A 15311-nucleotide genomic window follows, 5' to 3' on the forward strand; every position below is an offset into this window, starting at 1 on the left:
GAAGGTTTTACCCTTCTCGCGGAGTCGAATCGCCTTCTGCCTGAGAAGTTCCTGTTGCTCTGGGCTGAGCTTGCGTGCGTCTGTATTCATGCAGGTATTATATCAGATATAAACTACCGCCGGGTTAATAAGGAGAGTACCGCGTGATCGAAGCTGTCTGGATTATCTTTGCCTTTTCGTTGGGAATGGCGGTCAAGCTGGTGGGACTGCCCCCGCTGATCGGCTACCTGGCGGCGGGCTTCGCCATTGTGGCGGCTGGTGACATTGCCGGCATTCCCGTTGAGGGCACCGATGTACTGGAGCACCTGGCTCATCTGGGGGTGTTGCTGCTGCTGTTTACGGTGGGGTTGAAGCTCAAGGTTCGGAATCTGGTGCGTCCCGAAGTGATTGGCGGGGGTGTGCTCCACTTTGTCATCTCTATCTTGCTTTTCATGCCTGGCATACATTTCTTTATGGAGCTGGACTGGTACACCTCTCTGATGCTGGGTATTGCTCTCTCCTTTTCCAGCACGGTACTGGCCGCCAAGGTGCTGGAGTCCAAGCGGGAACTGCGTGCCTTTCACGGCAGGGTCGCGATCGGAATTCTGATTGTGCAGGACCTTCTGGCACTGCTGGTGCTGGCGCTGGCCAGCGGCAAAACGCCTTCCATGTGGGCGCTGGTAGTGTTTGGCATACCGCTTCTGCGACCAATACTGTACAAGGTGCTTGATGTCAGCGGGCATGACGAACTGCTTGTGTTGCTGGGGCTGTTGCTGGCGCTGGTGATAGGTGGGCACGGCTTTGAAAGTATTGGCCTCAGCTCTGAGCTGGGTGCACTGGCGTTCGGTGCTCTACTGGCCAATCACAAGCGAGCAGGGGAGCTGTCTCAGTCGCTTTGGAGCATCAAGGAAGTATTTCTGGTGGGCTTCTTCCTGCAGATCGGTATGGGTGGTCTGCCGGATATGGATGCGATTGTGTTCGCGGTGGTAATGGGTGTGCTGCTGCCGCTGAAAGGGATTCTGTTCTTCTTCCTGCTGCTGATGTTCAAACTGCGGGCACGAAGTGCCTTCCTGTCGGGCTTGAGCCTGACCAATTACAGTGAGTTCGGCCTTATTGTGGCCAGTATTGTGCTGCCGCAGTGGCTGATCCCGCTGGCAATTGCGGTATCGGTGTCATTCCTGATATCCGCACCACTGTACCGTATGGCGCACCCCTTATACGATCGTTTCGGTGACTGGCTGTCGCGTTTCGAGCGCAAGGGCTTTCATCCAGACGAGCAGCCGCTGTCGCTGGGTGATGCGCGCATACTGGTGATTGGTATGGGGCGTACAGGCACGGCAGCCTATGATCACCTTAAAAAACGCAATATTGCCATGGTAGGCCTGGACTCAGACCCGGCCAAAGTGGCCGAGCACCAGCATAGAGGCCGTCATGTGGTGTTCGCTGATGCCGAGGATATTCAACTCTGGAAGAACCTTGAAGCGCCTAAACTGGAGTATGTGATACTGGCTGCCAATGATGTGGAAGCCAAGGTCATAGCGGCGCGTCAGTTGCGACAGTCCGGCTTCGAAGGCGTGATCGTGGCGCACAGCATGTTTGCCGACCACGCTGATGCAATCACGCGCGCAGGCGCCGACCACACCTATCAAACCATGGCTGAAACCGGTGTAGGTCTGGCCGAACATATTTTCAGTGTGGGTGAACGCAAGCAGCAGGAAGTGCTGTAACGAGAGATTGAGCCCGTGTGTTTTCACCCGGGCTCAATCAATCTCCTGTAGCAGTGTTTCTACCATGTCATCCATGGTCACCAGGCCGATAAGGTCGTTGTCTTCGACGACCAGAATGCGTTTGATTCTGTGTTGTGACATCAACTCGGCCACATGTCGAACGGCCAGGCTCTTGCCAACGCTCAAGGCAGGTTTCACGCACACGTCATAGACGTTGAGCAGGTCAATATCGCCGCTTTCCGCGATCACGGTTTTCACAATATTGGTATAGGTGATCAGACCGTATGCATCGTAATCATGGTTTTTGTCCACAACCAGAGACTTCAGGTCTCGGCGTTTCATCATGCTGAGGGCTTCGCGCAGTGTTGCGAAGGGCGAAATCATCACGACATCGCGGACCATTACATCTTGTACCAGCATGGTAATCTCCTGTCAGAGTGAATCTTTTAGATGTTGTTCAAACTTCTGGATTTGTGCCATATCCATTCCGCGCAAGTGCTCAAGCGGGAGGCTGAATACCAGTCCCTTTGAGTTGCAGGCGTCATCGGCATGAAGGATGGCATCAAACGCCTTCAGTATTTCCAGGGAAAGTTGACGTTCAAGCACCATAAGCAATACGGACTGATTGCCATCGTAGGCAAAGCCGAAAAAGGTCTTTCGAGTTTCGTTGCTTATACCGCGTCCCTGAATAATGGTAATCCCTCCGGCGCCCAACTCTCGGGCCCTGTCGACACACTGTTGCTCCATATCCTCAGGCACAATACCGACTACGGCTGTGAATTTCATACGGACTCCTGTTTGACTCTACGGTTGGCCCAATCAGCCCAGATGGCATAAAGCATGACGGTTACAATCGGGAATATTGAGGCAAAGGCGATCAGGCCAAAACCATCAATCAATACGTTACGACCATCAATCTGACTGGCAAGACCGATTCCCAGTGCGGTTACCAGTGGGACGGTCACTTCTGACGTTGTAACTCCACCCAAATCGTAGGCCAGTGCAACGATGTAGCGCGGAGCGATAAGTGTAAGGCCAATCACCAGAATGTAACTGCCAATAATGTAATAGTGGAGAGGGTCTCCATGGACCAGTCGCCACACACCCAGCGTGATGCCCACAGCGACACCCAGTGCCACCAGCAGGCGAATGGCGGCAGCGTTGATTTGGCCAACTGCCGCTTCTTCGGCCTGCTTGCCGATTGCCAGTAAGGCAGGTTCTGCCATGGTGGTGGCAAAACCGATCATGAAGGCAAAGAGGTAGATCAACAGATAACCCTCACGGGCGATCAGTTGTTCTGCCATGCTGGTGCCGATCGGGAACAGCCCCAGTTTCAGGCCGATCACAAAAGCGTACAGGCCGACAATGACCAGTATAAAACCCAATATGACCTGGCGAGGGTTGGCCAGAGGGCGTCGTAGAATCAGGTATTGAAAAAACAGAATGGTGATAATGATTGGTAGTACATCGCGCACCATGGTGGCGAGGTCCAACAGGCCTTTGAGTACTGGGTGAGTGTTGCCGTCGCCGCTTTCGCTTGAAGGCGTCAATAGTTCGGCTTCGGAGGTGGGTTGCGAATACACCCATGTACCGTACAGCTGTACGCTGATCATCGGAACCATTACAGCCATGGCTACCAGCCCAAAGCCATCCCTGAGCGGGCTGCGACCACGAATAGAGGATGCGAGGCCAATGCCAAGAGCGGCAATCAGAGGGACAGTGACTACATTGGTTGTTACACCGCCGGAATCGTAGGCAAGGCCAACAATCTCTTCCGGTGCGAAGAAGGTGACAATTACCACTACAATATAACCAACGATCATGTAGTGATGGATCGGGTGGCCGAAAATGATTCTGAACACCCCTAATGCGGTAACGGCACCCACTGAGGCAGCAACCAGTACTCTCAACGTAAGAGCATCAATGCGCCCATTGCTGATCTGCTGTGCCTGATCGGCAACTGCAATCAGTGCAGGTTCCGCGACCACAGCGGAAAAGCCCAGACAGAAGCCGAATCCCAGCAGTATCGGTAAAGACCCCTGACGGGCAAACTGGTTGGAAAGGCTTTTGCCGACCGGAAAAATACCCAGTTCCAGTCCCTGTAGAAAGAGCGCCACACCAACGGCAACAATCAGCAAGCCCCCAGCCATGGCGAGGCTGTTTTCTGGGACTTGCTGTAGAATAATCAGCTGAAACAGCAGTACCACTGCAACGATGGGCAGCAGGTTTTTTAACGCGTGGAGAAAGCTGTGACCAAGTTCACTCAGGTAATTCACAGACTAGTCTCCTCGAGTTGTTTTTCCCTGTTCTGATGTGACATCAACGGGCCGGTTTTGTGCCGACTCAAGTAGAATCAGAGCGCGCTCAAGCTTTCCTTCAATGCGTTCCAATCTGTTTTCCAAGTGGTGGATGCGTTCCAGATTTTGCTGTTCCTTGATGGCGATCTCGCCCTCATCCTTTTCGATGAAGAATACTGAAAAACTGGCCGTCAGCAGTGAAAACATGCAAATCCCGATCAGAATCAGGATCGCGCCAAACAGTCTGCCCTCGTTTGTGGCGGGTACGATATCACCATAGCCTACGGTGGTAATTGTGACCCAGGCCCACCAGATACCATCCCAGGGGGTATCGAATGCAGGATCAAGGGTGGATATAACCAGGCCTGAAATGATCAGAAATATGAAGCAGATCAGCAGTGTCGTGCCGAGATTGTGCCGCGCCAGAATGGAGCGTAGATCGCGTGACACCTTGAACAGAATGCCAACTACAACCATCAGGCGCAGCATGCGGATGGCACCGGCATAGAAAGAGTGGGCGCCCCATATGGCAGGCAGGCCGCCGACAATGATAACCAAAGTCATCCAGTTCTGGCGCAGATATCGTCCTCGGTCCTGTACGACCAGCAACATGATTGTAAGCTCGGCCACAAATCCGAGCCAAATCAGCCAGTCTGTAAACAGGTTTGAACGCTCAGTGCCCAGGTTCTGGGAGCGCATGTACCAATCTACCATGATCCAGAGAGCAAGAAACAGCATGGGCCATTCAAGCCGTTTGCCCCAGCGTTTGGCCCTGGGGCTTTCGGAGGGGTCTACACCACCAAAGCCGATGCGGAACAGAAAGTTGTCATGTTTCTCGTAAGCCATGAATTGAGGTCCATGTTTGGGTGTCGGCTCAGTGCAGCGTGCAGAGGGTCTTGTCCAACTGCTCGATCAGCTCGAGCAGTTGGTCTGTGTCTGCCTGTATCTGCTTGAACACCTCTTCCGCCATGGGATGGATTTGACTGCTGTGAGGCAGCGAAACCTCCTGGCGGATCATCTCCTGCAGCCGGGGTATCAGCAGCCACTGCAGCCACTCGGTGAAGTGCAGGGTGTCAACACAGAAGGGCTGGGTGCTGGCCAGCGCCTGCGCACTGGGAGGGCTGGACTGCCAAAGTTCCAGTTCCTCCATCTCGGTTCTGATCTTGAGCAACAGGACGGATACCTGTTCAGTACGTTGCATGTTTACTCCTTGCGTGCGGCCTTGAGTGTATCGGCGATCAGGAATGCCAGTTCCAGTGACTGATCGGCATTAAGGCGCGGATCACACTGGGTATGATAGCGATCGGCCAGTCCCTCTTCGGTGATCTGATAAGCGCCGCCGATGCATTCGGTAACATCGTTGCCGGTCATCTCGAAGTGAACGCCGCCGGCATGGGTGCCTTCGGCATTGTGCACTTCGAAGAAGCCCTTCATCTCGGTCAGAATTGAATTTACGCTACGGGTCTTGTAGCCACTGGAGGCCTTGATGGTATTGCCGTGCATTGGGTCGGAGCTCCACACCACGTGGTGACCACTGGCCTTCACTGCGCGCACAAGCGGTGGCAAAAGCTCAGTGATCTTGTCGGCGCCCATGCGCGCAATCAGGGTGATGCGGCCCGGAATCTGACTTGGGTTAAGAATATCAAGCAGACGCAGCAGATCGTCCGGCTGCGTGCTCGGTCCGACCTTGATGCCGACCGGGTTGCGCACGCCTCGCAGGAACTCCACATGAGCATGATCCGGCTGACGGGTACGGTCACCGATCCAAAGCATATGTGCAGAGCAGTCATACCAGTCGCCGGTCAGGCTGTCCTGACGTGTCAGGGCTTCTTCGTAGCCCAGCAGCAGCGCCTCATGCGAGGTGTACAGGCTGGTTTCCTTCAGCTGCGGGGTATTGGCCGAGCTGATGCCGCAGGCTTCGATGAACGCCATGGTCTGGTCGATCTGGTCGGCCAGATGTTGAAATTTCTCACTCTGTGGGCTTTGCTGCACGAAGCCCTGCGTCCACTGATGCACCCGGTGCAGGTCGGCAAAACCACCGGTTGCGAATGCCCGCAGCAGGTTCAGTGTGGCCGCCGACTGGTGGTAGGCGGACAGCAGGCGCTGCGGATCGGGAGTACGGGCTTCGGCGGTGAATTCGATGCCGTTGATGATATCGCCACGATAGCTGGGCAGTTCAATACCGTTGATGGTTTCGGTATCGGCCGAGCGAGGCTTGGCAAACTGACCGGCCATGCGACCGATCTTGACCACCGGGCAACTGCCGGCAAAGGTCATGACGACCGACATCTGCAGCAGCACCTTGAAGGTATCGCGAATTTTGTTGGCGTTGAATTCGGTAAAGCTTTCGGCACAGTCCCCGCCTTGCAGCAGGAACGCCTTGCCTTCGGCCACCTGAGCCAGGTCCTGAGTCAGAGAGCGGATCTCCCCGGCAAACACCAGCGGCGGATATTCGCTCAGCGTGCGCTCGACCTGATACAGGGCTGCTTGATCAGGGTAGGTCGGGTGCTGCTTGATCGGTTTGCTGCGCCAGCTTTCGGGTGTCCAGGGTTCCATTTACTCTCTCACTGAAAATCGATTAAACAAGAACTTCGATCTTACCACAATGCAGGCACGGCGCATCTTGGCAAGTGCTTGCCAGGCAACCCGTTTCGGTCAGTTGTTCAGAAGGGCATGAGTGGGTCTGAGTGTCCCTATAGGGACTAAAATTGATATTTGTATATGTGTAGACTATATTGGGCTTAATGCAAATGGCTTGAGGTGTTCATTGTGTTGGCTAAATCAGGACATGCCGCGAAAACGGATGAGCGACGCAGATCCGAGGTCGCACTCAAGGCGTTCTTTCGTATTACGGAAGGTTGGGGGCTCGGTAATCAGGAACAGCAGGTATTGTTGGGAAGTCCGCCACGCAGTACTTTTTATAAGTGGAAAAAAGGCGAAGGCCCAGCTATCAACGGGGATACGCTGGAGCGCATCTCCTATATTTTGGGCATCTACAAGGCGTTGCGCATATTGTTTCCCACCGAGGAGCAGGCCAACGCCTGGCCAGGCAAGGCAAACTGGGAGTTTGATGGCGAGTCGGCCATCTCCGTGATGCTCAAGGGCAGGGTGATCAATCTGGCGGATGTCAGGCGTTACCTTGATGCTGTGCGAGGCTGACCATGCAGCAATTGATGCCTGAATGGGAGCGAGCGCATCGAATGGTGCCCAGCCACTTTCCGCCAATCAATCTGTTCGAAAGCGTTGCCGATCCCGAGGATCTGGACATAATCTTTGAAATTGAAGGGCTCACCAATGATCGCCTGATGGATGAGGCGGGTGACCTGAGGCGAGTGCCTGCTTCGGAACGAATTTCCGGTCCCGGTTCGACCCCCGTCATGGCGGCATTCACTCACGTTGGATATGCCAGCCGGTTTACCGACGGGCGCGATGGTGTTTACTACGCCGGAAATTCCTTGGATGTGGCAATCGCCGAAACGCGGTATCACCGTGAGCGTTTTTTGTCCGCGACTCAAGAGCCCGATACGGAAATCACCATGCGTGAATACATCAGCATGATTCAGCTGCCGCTGTTGGATATTCGCGGTGATCAGTACGTGGCACTTCACCATCCTACGGATTACTCGGCTGCTCAGCGGTTTGCACATGATCAGCGCAAGGCGGGAGTCAAGGGACTGTTGTATTCCAGTGTGCGCTGTGCCGGTGGGGAGTGTGCTGCGCTATTCACTCCGAGGGCGACCTCTATCCCCATACAGGGAGGCCACTATCGATACGTGTGGAGCGGTGCTGCGCAACGAATTGTATCGGTTCTATCGGTCAGTCTGGTCAAGTAACGGTCGATTTGCTGCAATGCTGTGAGCAGCTGATCGCTGTGGATTGACGTTGATACAGTGTCAGGTTCATACTCGAACTTCTAATCAGGAGTATTCCGGTTGTCCCACGTCTCCGGTGCTGTCGCACCTCTTCCCGCCTTGAATCAGCGTTACAGCCTGTCTGTCATGTTGATGCTGCTGGCCGCCCTGCTGCTGGGGTTCGGCATGCTCAACGCTGGGGTGAAGCAGAGTGGTTACGTGGGCACCTCCGATGCCAGAGTGGCGTTGATTCAGCCGAGCAGCCTGTTGGCGACGGACGAACAACAGTCACTGACGCCGTTAGACAGCGGTGACGAACCACAATGGCTGCTGGCACTGTTGTCTGGTCTGGTACTGCTGCTCGTTGCCCGTCAGATTATTCCGACCCCGGTATCATCGCCTGCCGCCAAAGCCTGGACGGCGGTCAGTCTGCCTCCCCTGCGTGCCCCACCCGTCCGCTGATCTCTCAGTATTCGCCGCTTAACGGCGGTTCAGTTCTGTTTGTTTGATCAGTTGTTGATGAGATCCGGGGATCATAATGAAAGTATTCTCCTGGCGGACCCTTGCCTGTGGTCTGCTGATTCTGTGTGGCCTGCTCAGCGCCGCACCCAATATTCTGCCGCCCAGTGCCAGCCAATCACTGCCGCAGTGGTACACCGATAACACCCTGTCATTGGGGCTTGACCTGCAGGGCGGCTCACATCTGCTGTTACAGGCCGATCTGAGCGAAGTACCCGATCAGGCGCAGTTGCGTCAGGATGTGATGGCTGCGAGTTTGGAGGTGGTGCGTCGGCGCCTGAACGAAACCGGGCTGGTGGAGCCCTTGGTGGCGCGTCAGGGGGATGATGCTATTCTGGTGCAGATGCCCGGAGTAGCTGATCCGCGCGAGGTGCGCGAACTGCTGGGCACGACCGCCAAAATGACCTTTCACTGGGTGCTGATGGGTGGAGAAGCGGTGGCGGAGATGACACTGCCGACTGTCGAGGGTGATCAGTACTATCGACTGGATAAGGCGGTGGCGTTGGAGGGCAAGCATATCCGTGATGCTCAGTTGGCCTTCAATCCGCAAACCGGTGCTGCCGTGGTCAACTTTACGCTCGACACCGATGGGGGGCGTGAGTTTGCCCGCATGACCGCCGATAACATCGGCCGCCCGCTGGCAATCGTGCTGGATGGTCGGGTGCTGACGGCACCGGTGATCCGCAGCGTGATCGCTGGTGGCAGTGGCGAGATCAGCGGCGACTTTACCCCGCAGGAGGCCGGAAAACTGGCGCTGCTGCTCAGAGCCGGGGCGTTGCCGGTGCCCCTTGAGGTTGTCGAAGAGCGCTCGGTTGGTCCTGATCTGGGGCGTGACGCCATCAACATGGGCCTGACAACCGGCCTGATCGGCTTCGTGCTGGTGGTGGCGTTCATGCTGGTGGTCTATCGTGGCCGGGGGCTTATCGCCTGTCTGGGGTTGGCCGTTAACCTGGTGCTGATGCTGGGAGTGCTCAGCCTGTTTCGGGCGACACTGACGCTGCCCGGCATTGCCGGAATCATCCTGACACTGGGGATGGCGGTGGATGCCAATATTCTGATCAACGAGCGCATCCGGGAGGAGAGTCGGCGCGGGCGCAGTGCAGCCATGGCCGTTAAGGAAGGTTTTTCCCGGGCCTATGCCACTATTCTGGATTCCAATCTCACCACCCTGATTGCGGTCAGCCTTCTGTTTTTGATGGGCAGCGGGCCGGTGAAGGGGTTTGCCATCACCATCGGTATCGGCCTTGTCACTTCACTGTTTACCGCCATTACGCTGACGCGGCTGCTGACCGAGTGGCAGATTCGGGGTCGTGAACGTCAACCGATCCGCTGGGGTGGTTCGGGCTGGCTGGACCGACTCAGTGCCCGAGTACCCAATGTGATGAAAGGGCGTGTGGTGGGCCTGATCGCCTCGGCAGTACTGTCATTGGCGGCGGTTACGCTGTACCTGCAGCCGGGTTTGAAATATGGCATCGACTTTACTGGCGGCACGCTGGTTGAAGTATCGGCACCGGGACTGGCGGCAGAATCGCTGCGATCGGTATTGCCGCAGCAGGCCAGTCTGCAGGAGATGGGAGTGGATGGGCACTATCTGGTACGCCTGCCGGTAGCGGCAGAACCGGCAATCACGGCCGAGCAGATGGAGCAGCTAAAGCAGACCATACAGGAGCAGAGCCCGGCTGCCAGCTTCCCCAGAACCGAACTGGTGGGGCCCAAAGTCAGTGGTGACTTCAGTGATCTGAGCATCCTGGCAGTATTGCTGGCAGGTGGCGGTGTACTGGCCTATCTTTGGTGGCGGTTTGAGTCGCACTTTGCGCTGGCGGCAACCCTGACCATTGCGTTGGATCTGACCAAAACGATCGGCTTTTTCGTATTGGCGGGGGTAGAGTTCAATCAGACAGCGGTGGCCGCTCTGTTGGCGCTGATCGGCTATTCGGTCAATGACAAAGTGGTGGTATTTGACCGTGTGCGTGAAAGTCTGCGTGCTACACCGGACAAACCGTTGCTGACGCTGCTCAATGAGAGCATTGCTGCCACGCTGACGCGTACGGTGTATACATCCGTTACGACATTGCTGGCGTTGTTGCCAATGGCGTTGGCTGGTGGCACTGCCGTGGCCAGCTTCGCACAGCCGATGCTGTTTGGGGTGGTGGTAGGCACCAGTTCATCGGTGTTCATCGCTGCACCCTTGTTGTATTGGCTGGCGCAGCGTCGTGCGTGCCGTGGCGAAGCACAGCTGCGCCTGACCACAGAGGAAATCCGCCGGGAGTTGGCGCAGATGCCTTAAGCTCAGGCCGAGCGGATGCCGTTCAGGTTGCGGAAAGTGACATCGCGGGCGGTGCTCAGGAAGTCGACCATAAAGTCGGCGTCTTTCTGGTCCTCCCGCATGGCGGCATAGAGCGTGCACCAAAGCCCCTTTTCGCCCAGTGGGCGGGCAGCAATGTACTCCCGCTCCAGATACTCATGCGCCGCCCAGTTGGGCAGGGCAGCCACGCCGCGGCCGCTGGCGACCAACTGCATGATCATCACGGTCAGCTCGGCGGTACGAATCTCGGCGGGCTCCACATCCGCAGGGTCGAGAAAGCGCGAGAAAACATCGAGTCGATCCTGTTCAACCGGGTAGGTGATCAGGGTTTCCTGGGCCAGGTCCTGAGGTTGTATGTGGCGTCTTGCTACCAGTCGGTGCTGCCGGCCCATGACGAGTACGGACTCATAGCTGAACAGGGGAACATAGTGAATCCCGCTGCGCTCTTCCGGATCGGAGGTGATCACCAGATCCAGATCACCCCGTGCAAGTGCCGGCAATGGTTGAAAACTGAAACCGGTAGACAGATCGAGCTCCACCTCGGGCCAGTGTTGGCGGAAATAGTCTATGGTCGGCATCAGCCAGTCAAAGCAGCTGTGACATTCTATACAGATGTTAAGGCGTCCGGTTTCACCGCCAGCAAGGCGCATGACGTCACGCTCAGTGCTGCGAACCATCGGCAGCAGTTCGTCAGCCAGTGTCAGCAAGCGCTGGCCTGCGCTGGTAAAGCAGATCGGTCGAGTCTTGCGGATAAACAGTGAGCAGTTGAGACGCTCCTCCAGGTCCTTGATCTGATGAGAGAGTGCAGACTGGGTCAGGTGTATCCGTTCGGCAGCCTCGACCAGACTGCCGGCATCGCGCAGCGCGGTCAGTGTTTTAAGATGACGTATCTCGATCATGCCCGGTTCCCGTAATCAGAATCACAGCCAGTATAGTATCGAATGTGGGAGTCTGGCGAGGTAAGGACAGCCCTGTCGGGCTGCCGGAGGATCACTTGTGGTTGACCAGCAGAAACTCGAGCAGCGCCTTTTGGGCGTGAAGGCGGTTTTCGGCTTCTTCAAACACCACTGAGCGCGGGTCATCGAGCATGTCTTCACTGACCTCTTCGCCGCGGTGGGCGGGCAGGCAGTGCATGAACAGGGCGTCAGGTGAAGCCAGGTCCATCAGCGCTGGGCTGACCTGGTAACCACGGAACTCGCGTACACGCTCACGCTGTTCCGCTTCTTGTCCCATGGATGCCCAAACATCAGTTACGACAAGGTGAGCGCCTTTGACAGCCAACTCTGGGCTTTCAAACACGCTCACCCGGTCACTGTTGCGGGCGACCAGATCCGCGTTGGGGGCAAACTCTTCCGGGCAGGCAATGTTCAGGTGGAAATCGAATTGGCGCGCTGCGTTGATATAGGAGTTGCACATGTTGTTGCCATCGCCGACCCAGGCTACGGTTTTTCCCTTGATGGAGCCGCGCTGTTCGATGAAGGTCTGCATGTCGGCCAGCAGCTGGCAAGGGTGGTATTCGTCCGTCAGGGCGTTGATAACCGGAACGCGTGAATAACGCGCGAAGGTTTCAACCAGTTCGTGGCTGAACGTGCGTATCATCACTACATCGACCATGCTGGAGATGACGCGCGCGCTGTCTTCCACTGGCTCGCCACGACCCAGTTGGGTATCCCGGGGTGACAGAAACATGGCGTGACCGCCGAACTGGGCCATACCGGCCTCGAAGGAAACGCGTGTGCGGGTGGATGCCTTCTCGAAGATCATCGCCATGACCTTGTTTTTCATAGGCTCGTAGGTTTCACCGGCATTGCGCATCTGCTTGAGGATGATGGCCCGCTGCACGATCTGTTGCAGCTCTTCTGGCGTCATGTCGAGCAGGGTCAGAAAATGTCGTGTACTCATAGGTCAGTTGTCAGTCGGCGGCCGAAGCCGCCGGCTCCTGAGGTCAGTTAAAGGGGGTCTTGCTCATTCTGCGCTGTCGCGCTCTTCACCTGTATATACCTTGATCAGCTGCGATACAGTGCTGACCAGCAGGTCAGCTTCGCTGTCACTCATGATCAGAGGGGGCAGCAGGCGCACGACCTTGCCGCCACCGGTCACATTCAGCAGTATGCCTTTTACCTTGGCCAGTACGACCAGTTCAGAGCCTGCCTCTGTCAACTCGATGCCGATCATCAGGCCCTTGTTGCGTATCTCTTTCACGTACTGGCTGTGGCCAAGTTGTGCACGGAAGCCGTTAGCAATGCGCTCACCCAGTTCAGTAGCACGGGCACACAGGTTGTCCTGTTCAATGGTATCGACCACGGCGATGCCGGTAGCGCAGGCCAGCGGGTTGCCACCATAGGTGGTGCCGTGCGTACCTGGCGTCAGAACATCGGCGGCGACGCCCTGTGCCAGGCAAACGCCGATCGGGAAGCCGTTACCCAGGCCCTTGGCAGTGGTCACTACATCGGGCAGGATGCCGTTCTGCTGGAAGCAGAAATAGGTTCCGGTACGACCATTGCCGGTTTGAACTTCGTCCAGCATCAGCAGCCACTGGTGTTGGTCACATATGTCGCGCAGCTGGTTCAGGTAGTCGGATGCTGGAATGTGAATGCCGCCTTCGCCCTGCACGGGCTCAACCAGCACCGCCACTACGTTGGGGTTGTTGCGGGCAACCTGGCGCACCGCCTCAACATCATCGTAGGGAACACGTACAAAACCACTTACCAGTGGCTCAAAGCCTTGCTGGGTGGCACGGTTGCCTGTGGCGCTCAGAGTGGCCAGCGTACGTCCGTGGAAGGACTGATCCATTACAATGATGGCCGGGTTGTCGATGCCGCGGTTGTGACCGTAACGACGAGCCAGCTTGATGGCGGCCTCGTTGGCTTCCGCGCCTGAATTGGCAAAAAACGCGTTTTCCATACCGGAGATACGGGTCAGCTTAGCGCCCAGTTCAGTCTGCTGTGGAATGGTGTAAATATTGGAACAGTGAATCAGCTTTGCAGCCTGTTCACTGATCGCGCGGGTGATGGCCGGATGTGCGTGGCCAAGCCCCGTGACTGCAATGCCGCTAAGGGCGTCCAGGTACTTGTTACCGTCAGTATCGTAAAGCCAGGCACCCTCGCCGTGATCGAAGGCAACTGAGAGCCGGTTGAATACATTCATCAGTGGCTGCGTGGCCATGGGGGACTCTCCCTACAACGCAAAAAGGCAGCCAGAGCTGCCGAAAAAACGACCATTCTATGAGTAGCTACCGCGTTTGGCAATTTAATCCTGCTGCCACAAGGTAACAAAATGGTCTCCAACGACTTGAAAAAGTATGGTCTTTCCTCGATAAACAGTAAACAGATTTCCGCCGGGTTGTGATGGCTAAGTTGAGTGATTTGGTGGGTTATATGGTAGACTGTTGCTCACCGGCACAGTCCGACAAGTGTTAACCAAAGGTGTTTTTAAATGAGTGTAGTCGACACAATCAAAGAACAGATCGAAAACAATGCCATCCTGCTGTACATGAAAGGTACGCCGAGGTTCCCGCAGTGTGGTTTTTCTTCGCGTGCGGTTGAAGCCATCATGTCCTGCGGTGAGCGCTTTGCCTTCGTTAATATCCTCGAAAATCAGGATATCCGTGCCGAGCTGCCCAAGTATGCCAACTGGCCGACATTTCCGCAGTTGTGGATCAACGGTGAGCTGGTTGGGGGGTGTGACATCATTTGCGAGATGGCTGAAAGTGGCGAGCTGAAAGAGATGATTCAGGCGGCGGCCAAGGATACCGGTGAGGCTGAGGCCTAAGGCAAGTAGTTGTATACAGCAACGCATTATCGAAGCATGACTGATGCTGTATTGAGAGAGCTGGGCCAGTCCTTCAACCATCGATGGCAGTTCAGTTGATCAGTTGAAGATCAACTGGAAAGTAAATGGCTGCGGTGAGTGTGTGAATGGGCTGGTCCCTTGAGTCTTCTTCCAGCTCCACGATTTTGATGCCTGGATGTCTCTCAAACCGGTGTTAAACGAAGAAACAATAGTCAATTAATTCGGATGACTAAGCTTTCATTTGGGCTTCCCAGGAACTCTTGTTGAGTTCGATTCTTGTCAATAATCGCAATATATGGCACGCGAAACTCCAGTGTTTGCCATGCCTCGAGGTTGGTTGACTCCAAAGCAGGGCGCATGTCTTCTTTGTCCCTGCACCAGGCGCTGTCATGGGCGATAACTGCAAATACTTGGAACGACTCGCGGTTCATTATGTTCTGGAATGAGTCTACGAGTGGTTCCTGGTGTCGGTAAGGCTCACACGTATCCTGGTGTTGAAGTACTACGGCACTTTGATCGTTCCCAAGCCCGATCAAGGTTAGTCCTCTACTGAGTTCCATGTCGCTTGTGCCTGTCTCTATGCGTGAGTTGCCGGAAGGCGAGCTGGAGGAAACCAGGGTGAAAGATGAATTAATGGATGAATCATAATCGATGACATCTGCTGTCCCGTAACGATCAAGAAACAACAATTGTTGCCGCTGCTCAGCGTACAGTTTACCGGCCCCCCTAGCCTTATAGGCCAATAGCTCTTCTTCCAATTGGTACTTGGAAAAATGTATTTTCTCTCTGAGTGCTAAGCGTTTGAAGGGCTCGTCTGCACCAAGTGCACCATAGGACATGC

16 protein-coding genes are annotated in these 15311 nt (G+C 55.7%); 6 read left to right on the top strand and 10 right to left on the bottom strand.

Annotation, left to right across the window (positions count from 1 at the left end; genetic code table 11):
* The first annotated feature begins 143 nt into the window (after positions 1-143).
* Positions 144-1706 (top strand): cation:proton antiporter domain-containing protein, encoded by a 1563-nt coding sequence (locus ABIE61_RS15040; protein WP_206839514.1) that lies wholly within the window; start codon positions 144-146, stop codon positions 1704-1706.
* A gap of 33 nt (positions 1707-1739) precedes the next feature.
* Here the strand turns inward: ABIE61_RS15040 and ABIE61_RS15045 are convergent, their stop codons facing one another.
* Genes ABIE61_RS15045 through ABIE61_RS15070 form a run of 6 tightly spaced genes read right to left on the bottom strand, consistent with a single transcriptional unit; the run spans position 1740 to position 6559 of the window.
* Positions 1740-2126, bottom strand: a complete 387-nt coding sequence (locus tag ABIE61_RS15045) for a CBS domain-containing protein (RefSeq protein WP_091821521.1) — start codon at positions 2124-2126, stop codon at positions 1740-1742.
* A 12-nt stretch (positions 2127-2138) separates the two neighbouring features.
* Positions 2139-2492: a transcriptional regulator gene (locus ABIE61_RS15050; protein ID WP_091821519.1), complete on the bottom strand. Its 354-nt coding sequence runs from the start codon at positions 2490-2492 to the stop codon at positions 2139-2141.
* A complete protein-coding gene (locus tag ABIE61_RS15055; RefSeq protein WP_341868544.1) occupies positions 2489-3982 on the bottom strand; it encodes a DUF1538 domain-containing protein in 1494 nt (497 codons plus the stop codon). The genes ABIE61_RS15050 and ABIE61_RS15055 overlap by 4 nt, the downstream gene beginning before the upstream one ends.
* A 3-nt stretch (positions 3983-3985) precedes the next feature.
* Complete coding sequence (locus tag ABIE61_RS15060) at positions 3986-4849, bottom strand: potassium channel family protein (protein WP_206839516.1); 864 nt, start codon at positions 4847-4849, stop codon at positions 3986-3988.
* Positions 4850-4877: 28 nt separating this feature from the next.
* Positions 4878-5204 (bottom strand): YqcC family protein, encoded by a 327-nt coding sequence (locus tag ABIE61_RS15065; RefSeq protein ID WP_206839518.1) that lies wholly within the window; start codon positions 5202-5204, stop codon positions 4878-4880.
* A gap of 2 nt (positions 5205-5206) precedes the next feature.
* Complete coding sequence (locus ABIE61_RS15070; protein WP_206839520.1) at positions 5207-6559, bottom strand: class II 3-deoxy-7-phosphoheptulonate synthase; 1353 nt, start codon at positions 6557-6559, stop codon at positions 5207-5209.
* 213 nt (positions 6560-6772) lie between these two features.
* Here ABIE61_RS15070 and ABIE61_RS15075 point away from each other — a divergent pair, with 213 nt between their 5' ends.
* The 4 genes from ABIE61_RS15075 (at position 6773) to secD (ending at position 10660) form a co-directional block, all read left to right on the top strand.
* A complete protein-coding gene (locus ABIE61_RS15075; RefSeq protein ID WP_354410948.1) occupies positions 6773-7162 on the top strand; it encodes an MbcA/ParS/Xre antitoxin family protein in 390 nt (129 codons plus the stop codon).
* Positions 7163-7164: 2 nt separating this feature from the next.
* Positions 7165-7836, top strand: coding sequence for an RES family NAD+ phosphorylase (locus tag ABIE61_RS15080; RefSeq protein ID WP_354410951.1), 672 nt, complete (start codon positions 7165-7167; stop codon positions 7834-7836).
* 99 nt (positions 7837-7935) lie between these two features.
* Positions 7936-8316, top strand: a complete 381-nt coding sequence (locus tag ABIE61_RS15085; RefSeq protein ID WP_354410954.1) for a hypothetical protein — start codon at positions 7936-7938, stop codon at positions 8314-8316.
* Positions 8317-8392: 76 nt separating this feature from the next.
* Complete coding sequence (secD, locus tag ABIE61_RS15090) at positions 8393-10660, top strand: protein translocase subunit SecD (protein WP_354410956.1); 2268 nt, start codon at positions 8393-8395, stop codon at positions 10658-10660.
* A gap of 2 nt (positions 10661-10662) precedes the next feature.
* Here the strand turns inward: secD and ABIE61_RS15095 are convergent, their stop codons facing one another.
* The 3 genes from ABIE61_RS15095 to ABIE61_RS15105 form a co-directional block, all read right to left on the bottom strand.
* On the bottom strand, positions 10663-11577 hold the full coding sequence (locus ABIE61_RS15095; protein WP_091821490.1) for a LysR family transcriptional regulator: 915 nt from the start codon (positions 11575-11577) through the stop codon (positions 10663-10665).
* A gap of 91 nt (positions 11578-11668) precedes the next feature.
* On the bottom strand, positions 11669-12580 hold the full coding sequence (gene argF / locus ABIE61_RS15100) for an ornithine carbamoyltransferase (protein WP_354410959.1): 912 nt from the start codon (positions 12578-12580) through the stop codon (positions 11669-11671).
* 63 nt (positions 12581-12643) lie between these two features.
* A complete protein-coding gene (locus ABIE61_RS15105) occupies positions 12644-13843 on the bottom strand; it encodes an aspartate aminotransferase family protein (RefSeq protein ID WP_354410962.1) in 1200 nt (399 codons plus the stop codon).
* Positions 13844-14113: 270 nt separating this feature from the next.
* Here ABIE61_RS15105 and grxD point away from each other — a divergent pair, with 270 nt between their 5' ends.
* Complete coding sequence (gene grxD, locus ABIE61_RS15110; RefSeq protein ID WP_354410965.1) at positions 14114-14449, top strand: Grx4 family monothiol glutaredoxin; 336 nt, start codon at positions 14114-14116, stop codon at positions 14447-14449.
* Positions 14450-14682: 233 nt separating this feature from the next.
* On the opposite strand, the gene ABIE61_RS15115 is transcribed toward grxD, so the two are convergent.
* Entirely contained in the window at positions 14683-15309 is a 627-nt protein-coding gene (locus tag ABIE61_RS15115; protein WP_354410968.1) for a hypothetical protein, read from the bottom strand.
* Positions 15310-15311 lie beyond the last annotated feature (2 nt).

It is taken from the genome of Marinobacterium sp. MBR-111 (assembly GCF_040547585.1).
Lineage (GTDB): Bacteria > Pseudomonadota > Gammaproteobacteria > Pseudomonadales > Balneatricaceae > Marinobacterium > Marinobacterium iners.